At 43.7% G+C, this 8,172-nt stretch carries 7 protein-coding genes; 3 read left to right on the top strand and 4 right to left on the bottom strand.

The genetic code is table 11. The features are described from left to right. Nucleotides 1-307 precede the first annotated feature (307 nt). The 3 genes from ACT3RN_RS13180 to ACT3RN_RS13190 form a co-directional block, all read right to left on the bottom strand. Nucleotides 308-949, bottom strand: coding sequence for a MarC family protein (locus ACT3RN_RS13180; protein WP_192519251.1), 642 nt, complete (start codon nucleotides 947-949; stop codon nucleotides 308-310). 276 nt (nucleotides 950-1,225) lie between these two features. After that, the gene (nadC, locus tag ACT3RN_RS13185) at nucleotides 1,226-2,086 is read right to left on the bottom strand and encodes a carboxylating nicotinate-nucleotide diphosphorylase (protein ID WP_192519250.1); all 861 of its coding nucleotides are present in this window, start codon (nucleotides 2,084-2,086) and stop codon (nucleotides 1,226-1,228) included. A gap of 171 nt (nucleotides 2,087-2,257) precedes the next feature. Next, nucleotides 2,258-3,289: an NUDIX hydrolase gene (locus ACT3RN_RS13190; RefSeq protein WP_192519249.1), complete on the bottom strand. Its 1,032-nt coding sequence runs from the start codon at nucleotides 3,287-3,289 to the stop codon at nucleotides 2,258-2,260. A 391-nt stretch (nucleotides 3,290-3,680) separates the two neighbouring features. Here ACT3RN_RS13190 and nadA point away from each other — a divergent pair, with 391 nt between their 5' ends. The 3 genes from nadA (at nucleotide 3,681) to ACT3RN_RS13205 (ending at nucleotide 7,702) form a co-directional block, all read left to right on the top strand. Beyond that, nucleotides 3,681-4,820, top strand: a complete 1,140-nt coding sequence (nadA, locus tag ACT3RN_RS13195; protein ID WP_192519248.1) for a quinolinate synthase NadA — start codon at nucleotides 3,681-3,683, stop codon at nucleotides 4,818-4,820. Between the two features lies 1 nt (nucleotide 4,821). Continuing rightward, nucleotides 4,822-6,732 (top strand): L-aspartate oxidase, encoded by a 1,911-nt coding sequence (gene nadB / locus ACT3RN_RS13200; RefSeq protein ID WP_192519247.1) that lies wholly within the window; start codon nucleotides 4,822-4,824, stop codon nucleotides 6,730-6,732. A gap of 73 nt (nucleotides 6,733-6,805) precedes the next feature. Further along, complete coding sequence (locus tag ACT3RN_RS13205) at nucleotides 6,806-7,702, top strand: phosphatidate cytidylyltransferase (RefSeq protein ID WP_192519246.1); 897 nt, start codon at nucleotides 6,806-6,808, stop codon at nucleotides 7,700-7,702. Nucleotides 7,703-7,733: 31 nt separating this feature from the next. Here the strand turns inward: ACT3RN_RS13205 and ACT3RN_RS13210 are convergent. Then, nucleotides 7,734-8,172: SDR family NAD(P)-dependent oxidoreductase (locus tag ACT3RN_RS13210; RefSeq protein ID WP_444518707.1), on the bottom strand; the 439-nt coding region annotated here is incomplete at its 5' end.

Consider the following 8,172-nt stretch of genomic DNA (forward strand, 5'->3'; position numbering starts at 1 on the left):
GGTGATGTTTATTCTCAATACTTTTGGTGATTTATCGCTATTATTTTAGGCATAGCTACGCTGTAAAAAATGGTTTTTTTAATCAAATTCTCGGTTTTGTAATAGTCAGGAAGTAGTAAAAGGCAACTGACAACTCATCTTAATTGACAGTTTTTTGATATATTTTTGATATTAGTTCTTGATGTTAGATTTAACTGATGACCAATTTAAACTGATAACTAGCTTTAACGAACAGTAGGCTGTCATTTTTTCTACAGCCTGAAGGGTGAAAGGATAAAAATTGACGCTGATATGATACACAAAGCCATTATGCCAAACTAGGAAACAAAGTACGTAATGCGTTTACGATGATTTCGATAGAGACTGCAGCCAGTAGCATACCCATAATTCGACTCATGATGTTAAGCCCTGTATCTCCTAACAAACGGCTGATGCGACCTGCGGCCATTAATGCTGCATAGCAAAACAAGCTAATAAACAGTCCAGCAATCATGATGGCAGATACTTCCTTCACACCAGAGACTTGGGCAGAATAAATAATAACCGTGGAAATACCACCAGGTCCAATCATCATCGGAATAGCAAGAGGAACCACAGCAGCTGCCATCGAAGCTGGTGAATCTTGTACATGATCGACATCGAAGTTTTCTTGGTCAGGCTTAACTGGATTGCCTTCACCATTCATCATATTGAGGGCAATTAGAAATACTAAGATACCACCTGCCAACTGAAACGAACCTATCGAGATACCAAGTGCGTTTAGTAAAACCTCACCTGCTACGGTAAAAAAACTGATCGTGATAAAAATCGTCAAGCAGGCAACACGCGCAACTTTACGTCGATTATTCATTGAATAACCGCGGGTTAAATCCAAAAATAACGTCAAGGCGCTAAACGGATTAATCAATACCAAAAAGGCTAAGATTATCTTGATGATTTCAGTATTCACTGAGCACTCACTTGTTTATTTGAGATACAACTGCTGAAAAAATTAAGGCCATCGTGCGAGTGCAACGATGACCCAATAAACGGTGAAAATAGCATTGTGGCTTATATTGTAGCATAGGGAGATAAGCCAATTAAATCATTAACTTTATGTATAGTCAGTCCTAAATAAAAGAGATACATTTTTCTTGCTTGCTGTGCCTACGCAGACAGAGGCTGCGAAAAATGTAACCCGTATCGCTGTATTTATTTTATAGTGGATCACCTATAGTTATATTATCTATGCATGAAAGTCCAAACCAATATCTAATGCCGTGCTACTGTGCGTTAGGTAGCCCATAGCAATAAAATCCACACCTGATTGGGCAGCCGCTTTAACGGTATCTGGCGTGATACCACCTGATGCTTCAGTCTTAGCTCGACCTTGGCACATAGCCACAGCTTGTGATAATAGCTCAGGTGACATGTTGTCCAAAAGAACCAAACTCACCCCAGCATCTAATGCTTGCGCTAGTTGCTCTAAAGTATCGACTTCTACCTCAATGGGAATGAGATGACCTGCAAAACTTTGGGCTTGCTGAATGGCTTTTTTTATATCGCCAGCAATGGCAATATGATTGTCTTTGATTAAGATAGCATCATCTAATCCTAGACGGTGATTACGCCCGCCACCGCATCGTACTGCGTATTTTTGGACAATACGTAGGCCTGGTATGGTTTTACGTGTACAGGTAATCTGCGCTGGATAATCAACCACGCTATCTACAATTTGTCGGGTCTCTGTCGCAATCCCACTGAGATGAGTCATAAAATTAAGCGCCGTGCGTTCTGCCGTTAGCAGATGACGCGCATTACCACGAACACTAGCCAATACGGTACCAGCGTCAACCAGCTCACCATCATCAACTTGAGCGGTAAACTCAATCTGAGCATCAACCAGTGCAAAGGACAAACGTGCCAAATCCATACCGCATATCACACCTACCTGCCGCGCTCTAATCTCTAGTTGGGCATGCATATCAGCAGGAATCGTGGCTTGGGAGGTCACATCTCCGCGCCGACCCAAATCTTCGGTTAAAGCAGCTTCTACTAGAGGTATAAGCAATACGTCATTCAATGCAGGTTCTTTGTTACTTGTCATAGATAACCCTTAATATAATGCTGCTATTCTGTTGTATTAAACTCAAAGTGAGCATAAATATAACGTAAAGTTCATGACCCTGCAAGAAAATGACACTATTTCATGCGGTTGATAAAATCGATAGGCATAGAACATAATAGTAGTTTAGGGAGTGCAATAATATTTGAATGTTTATTTGCGCTTAGGCAATTTGCTATCCATCAATAAACTTTGTAGTTCAATATCATGGCAGAACCGGTAAAGCTTGGCAGGACGACCACGCTGCGCACTACTACTCTCCCCTGTCTCCGTTACTAGATTCTGAGAATCTAGCAGACGGCGAAAGTTTTGCTTATGCAAACGCACTCCTGAGAGCGCTTCTACGCTCTGCTGTAATTGCGACAAGGTAAAGGCATTTGGCATCAAACCAAAGATAAGCGGGCGATATTCAATCTTGGCACGCAGCCTTGAAATAGCCGTAGCAATCACTCGGCGATGATCATAATACATCGGCGTACCTATTATCTGTGCCCAGTCTTTTGGCAATTTTTGTGGCTGGTAATAAGTAGACTCTGGAATCAATCCTGCCTCATAAAGCATCTCGTAGCGCAGTAACACATGTTCAGCAACCCATTCTCTACTGTCATGGATATGCTCGCTAACATTTTTATTGATAGCTTCTATGTTTTCAATATCGTCATCTGCTAAAAACCTCTCACTCAACCCCCAACACAAACCAATACGCTGATACCGCCGCTGTTGCGTGATTGAATCAGCGGCCTCATTTGCCCAATTTAACAATGCAGGCACAATGAGATTCACAATGATATCAGGCTTGCCTTCCAAGTGATTTTCCCACGGGAAATAATCATACCAATCTCGCCATACTGCCTTGCTTTGCAGCTGCTGCGTTTGCGTCTCTTGCACCAATCCCAAGTAACTCACATAGACCAACGCATGACCATCGACGTTACGCCTATTGGTATCGACAAAGGTATATAACTGCTCCAAATAACCCAGTGGCTGCTGCGTCTGTTCTTCTACCCACTGCCGTACGCCAGACTGTAGCGAGCGATGTAAAGGCATGAGTGGTCCATTAGGCAACAATTTACCTTGATCAACTGTGAGTACTCGTGCCGTATGATCTGTAATCGCAACTAGAACCGCAACGACCTCAGTGGTTCCGCTACCCTGCTGATGCGCATGTGAATAAGACAACGTCATGATTTTAGTAATTATCCTTTTATCTTTTAGCGTGCAATAAACTTTATCTTTTAACGTGCAATAAAAAGTCCATCACACTTATTATTTATCGTATGACTTAGTATAGCGTGAATCTATAACTATCACAGTCTACCGTTGTAAACATCAACTGCTAAAAGAACATCGACGGCTAAAAGTGAGAAGTGAGAGAAAGCATTTTGCACAAATACATACTCTATTAAAAGGAGTATATAAAAAACCACTTGTATTTATGCTCAAAAAGAGCATAATTAAAAACCTGTCAATACGATGTCTTAAATTGGACTAATTTGGCACAGCCAATCGTATTTTGAGGTTGATATCACTTTTAGCGGCAGATGACTTGTCGTTACTGCACTAGAGGTTTGTACTTATGAAAACTTATCCGTATGACGCACCCATCATGAGCCATGATAATCATATTGCCGCACGCATGAATATCGAATATGCCAAAGCAAAAATGCCAGCAGATCTGCCACGATCTGAGCGTTTGGTGGTTGAGGCTAATATCAAGAAACTGCTAAAAGAACACAATGCCGTACTGGTCGCACATTATTATGTCGACCCTTTTATTCAAGATTTAGCATTAGCGACTGGTGGTTGCGTTGGTGACTCACTTGAGATGGCACGCTTCGGTCAAGCACATAGCGCACAGACATTGGTAGTCGCAGGTGTACGCTTTATGGGCGAATCGGCCAAAATACTGAGTATGGAAAAGACGGTACTGATGCCAGATTTAGAAGCCGAATGCTCGCTTGATTTGGGCTGCCCTGTTGATGAATTTTCCGCATTCTGTGATGCCCATCCTGAGCGTACGGTCGTGGTCTATGCCAACACCAGCGCTGCGGTCAAAGCCCGTGCGGATTGGGTAGTGACATCATCTGTTGGTATCGATATTGTCCGCCACTTACATGCCCAAGGTGAAACCATCATTTGGGGCCCTGACCGTCACTTGGGCAAATACATTGCGCGTGAGACTGGTGCAGACATGCTGCTGTGGCAAGGCTCTTGTTTGGTACACAATGAATTCAAAGCTACTGAGCTGTTGCAGTTAAAAGAAGGATATCCAAACGCTAAGGTATTAGTCCATCCTGAGTCACCTGATAGCGTGGTGGAGCTTGCCGATGTGGTCGGATCCACTAGCAAATTATTAAAATCAACTTATGAGATGGATGCCGATACCTTTATTGTGGCGACTGATTTGGGTATCTTGCACGAGATGCAAAAACGCTCACCAAACAAACGGTTTTTAGCCGCACCAACCGCAGGCGAAAGCGCCAGTTGTAAGAGCTGTGCGTTTTGTCCTTGGATGGCAATGAATGGTCTAAAAGGTATTGAACAGTGCTTAACGCAGCGTAGTGGTGAAGTATTGATGACGCCTGAGCTGGCAGCAGCAGCTAGCAAACCTTTACAACGTATGCTTGATTTTGCCGAAGCACAAAAGCAACAAGTCGCTGCCAGTGGTGACATCATAAAAGACCGTGCGCTATTCGCTAACGTTGGGGCAGCCTAGTATGAGCGCGGATAATATCAAGCAAACAGACGTGCTAATCATCGGTGCAGGACTGGCTGGTTTAAGTACTGCGCTATCACTACCAAAATCACTAAGCATCATGGTACTGAGCAAAGCCGATCTAGAGGTTTGTTCAAGTCATTATGCGCAAGGTGGTATTGCGGCCAGTTTGGATAAAAACGACTCGGTTACCGACCATATTAGCGATACGCTCATCGCTGGCGCAGGATTATGTGACGCCAATAATACCACTGATATCCTCAGTGCAGGACAGCAAGCGGTTCAATGGTTATGTGAGCAAGGCGTTCCCTTTACGCCGACCCTACAGCAACATGCGATAGCAGCAAATAAAGTACAGCGGACGAATAGCTTAACAACCAGTGACCTACATCTAACCAAAGAAGGTGGGCATGGCTGTAGACGAGTCGCCCACGCTGAGGATGCTACTGGGCGACATGTTATGGAAGCCTTGATCATAAAAGTGAAAGCGGCATCCAACATTACCATACTGCCTCATCATGAGGCGTTAAGTCTACTGAAAGATAATAGAGATAACCGCTGCCAAGGGGCACTTGTTTTTGATCATAACAACCAACGTCAGCTTACGGTTTATAGTCAAGCTGTCGTACTGGCCAGTGGCGGCTTGGGACAGCTATTTAAACGAGCTAGTGCGCCAAATGTCTGTGTCGGTGATGGCGTGATGATGGCGTGGCAAGCAGGTTGCCGATTGGCAAACTTAGAGTTTATTCAATTTCACCCGACAGGACTGGCATTAGGCGATAGCAGCTTTTTAATCTCTGAAGCACTGCGCGGTGAAGGTGGACGGCTGTATTGCCCGCAGACAGGCAAACGTTTTATGCTCGATATTGATGAGCGCGTAGAACTAGCGCCACGAGATATCGTCGCAAGAGCAATCGCTGAGCAAATTAAAAACAATGATATGGGCTACGTACACCTTGATGTTAGCCACCTACCGACAGATTTTTTGCAAGCGCATTTCCCACAAATTTATCAAACCCTCTTAACGCTTGGCATTGATATTGCGACAGCGCCTATACCAGTGGCTCCTACCGCTCATTATAGCTGTGGTGGCGTGGTTACCTCTGCCAATGGTTTGACTGATGTCATTGGTCTTTATGCCGCAGGCGAAGTGGCGTATACAGGCTTGCATGGAGCAAACCGTTTAGCCAGTAATTCACTGTTAGAGTGTGTGGTGGTTGGACGAAATATCGCCGCTGATTTGCCGCGCTATTTAGCAAAAACATCTGAACTAAATCCTTTGCCCAATAACACACACTCATCTCAAGTCTTAGCTGATGCTTGGACACCACCTGTAATTGAAAACACTCAGTCAATTATCGTTCCTAATAGCACACCGTCAGCCCCCAACCTACCTGATCATTATAGAGCTAGACGATACTGCCATTTTAATACTGCAATCACCGAAAAAACGGCTGCATTAAAGCGATTGATGACAGCCAATATGGGTATTACTCGTGATGCTGAGCAGTTAGAAGACGCACTTGTACAGATACAACAATGGCAACAGTGGCTAGCAAAACCTGATTTAGGTGCTATTCATAGCAGTGCCAATAACGCTAACTGTAACAACCATCATAATGAGATAAATAGAAAACAAATATCCATAAAAACAGACAGAGTCCTTGCTTCTCAACCACTCTCACATTTCCAATTAGCAAGGCAATTACAATTGGCGACATTAATCGTTCAATCGGCTTATCAACGTCTTGAAAGTCGCGGTGGTCATTATCGAAAGGACTACCCAGATATAGCGACTATTCCTCAGGTAAGTGTGCTTGAGCCGTTATTAGGTACGAGAGAAGGTAGCATTAATTGGTCGATTCAGCCTATAATCAACCAGTCAGAATCTAGCACAATAACTGCTATCTAAAAGTAGACTGAGCGGTTCTGACAGCGTATCCAATCTATTTGGAATTGATTACACCTTTTAAAGTGCTGAAAATATGTCTACTGATCTGCTGTTTGTCATCGGACTCATGACCGTTGTAAGTTTAGTTTGGGGGATGCTTGCCCTACCTCGCCTGCGAGCTCGCCTACCTAAAATTTATCTGATTACCCGCTCGTGGTGGTTTATGCTGACCGCGCTATGTCTATGTTATATCGTTGCTAAGCTAGAGTATCACGAACCATACGCTCACTATCATCCTTACCAGTGGCTACTCATTGCTTTTTTTGTTTTAATCGGTCTACGCGGATGCTACGAGCTTCAACGCTTATGGTGCTTAAATGGCAAAGCGGGTCTCATTCGTAAACTACAGGCGCGCGGACTACAACCGAAAAATGGCATTGATGAGAAACATTCAGCCCTTATCTCAGCACCTATCGATGCATCTGCACATTTAAATATATTAGACATCGTCTTTAGCGCTGCTTTTATTTTACTGATCATCAGCCTTATCGCCTTACAACAACTAACCTGGCAACGTGAGCAATATGGCGTATTGCTGTTTGTACTATTTGCCAGTCAGTTCAACGATATTGCTCAATATCTATGTGGACGATTACTAGGCCGGAAATGGTTTAAACGAGGCCTTGCCCCAACCATTAGCCCAAACAAAAGCATTGAAGGCGCTATTTTTGGCAGTTTTTGTGCGGCTATATTGGCTTCGTTTCTAGGATTATTACTCACGCCTTTTAGCTGGTGGGTTTGCTTACTGGCAGCCTACAGCTTGGCTGTGAGCGGTATTGCGGGGGATTTATTAGAATCAGCATTTAAGCGCCAACATGGGGTAAAAGACACTGGTACGATGCTGGCTGGACATGGTGGCGTATTAGATCGGGTGGATAGCTTACTAATTGGGGTGCCGTTATTTACCTTGTTCTACTGGATATTTGGATGAGCGGTCTATTTTTGATTAAGACAATGCTTGGTTAAGCAGGCTTATCTAGCTTACTACGTAATATCCAATTGAGCACAGGCTTAGGTAAATGGTTTAGCGTGCGAGTAATGTAGCGCATCGATTTTGGAAACACGGCCAACTCAACATCGTCGTCAATCGCTTTCATGATATTTGTTACCGCTGTTTGCGTACTCATGATAAATGGTTTGTGACTGGCATCACCATCATTCAAATCACGCAATGCTTGGGTATCGATATAACCTGAAGCAATGCACGTCACTTGAATATTATAAGGGTCAAGCGCCAATCGATAAGCACTGGCCGTCGCTATCATCGCGCGTTTGCTTTTGGCATAAAGACTGGCATAGGGATAATCGAGCGTACCCGCAATGGATGCCAAGCAAATAAGGCTTGGCTTAAGGTTATTAGTGGCGTTGTTGTGAGTGACATCATTGTGAGTAACGTTGCTA

Source organism: Psychrobacter sp. AOP5-GZ1-6 (genome assembly GCF_052376345.1).
GTDB lineage: Bacteria > Pseudomonadota > Gammaproteobacteria > Pseudomonadales > Moraxellaceae > Psychrobacter.

What these genes read in the sequence shown, in the direction of transcription:
- nadB (WP_192519247.1), top strand. Translation starts at nt 4,822, where the DNA reads ATGAGCGCGGATAATATCAAGCAAACAGACGTGCTAATCATCGGTGCA.
- ACT3RN_RS13190 (WP_192519249.1), bottom strand. Translation starts at nt 3,289, where the DNA reads ATGACGTTGTCTTATTCACATGCGCATCAGCAGGGTAGCGGAACCACT.
- nadA (WP_192519248.1), top strand. Translation starts at nt 3,681, where the DNA reads ATGAAAACTTATCCGTATGACGCACCCATCATGAGCCATGATAATCAT.
- ACT3RN_RS13205 (WP_192519246.1), top strand. Translation starts at nt 6,806, where the DNA reads ATGTCTACTGATCTGCTGTTTGTCATCGGACTCATGACCGTTGTAAGT.
- nadC (WP_192519250.1), bottom strand. Translation starts at nt 2,086, where the DNA reads ATGACAAGTAACAAAGAACCTGCATTGAATGACGTATTGCTTATACCT.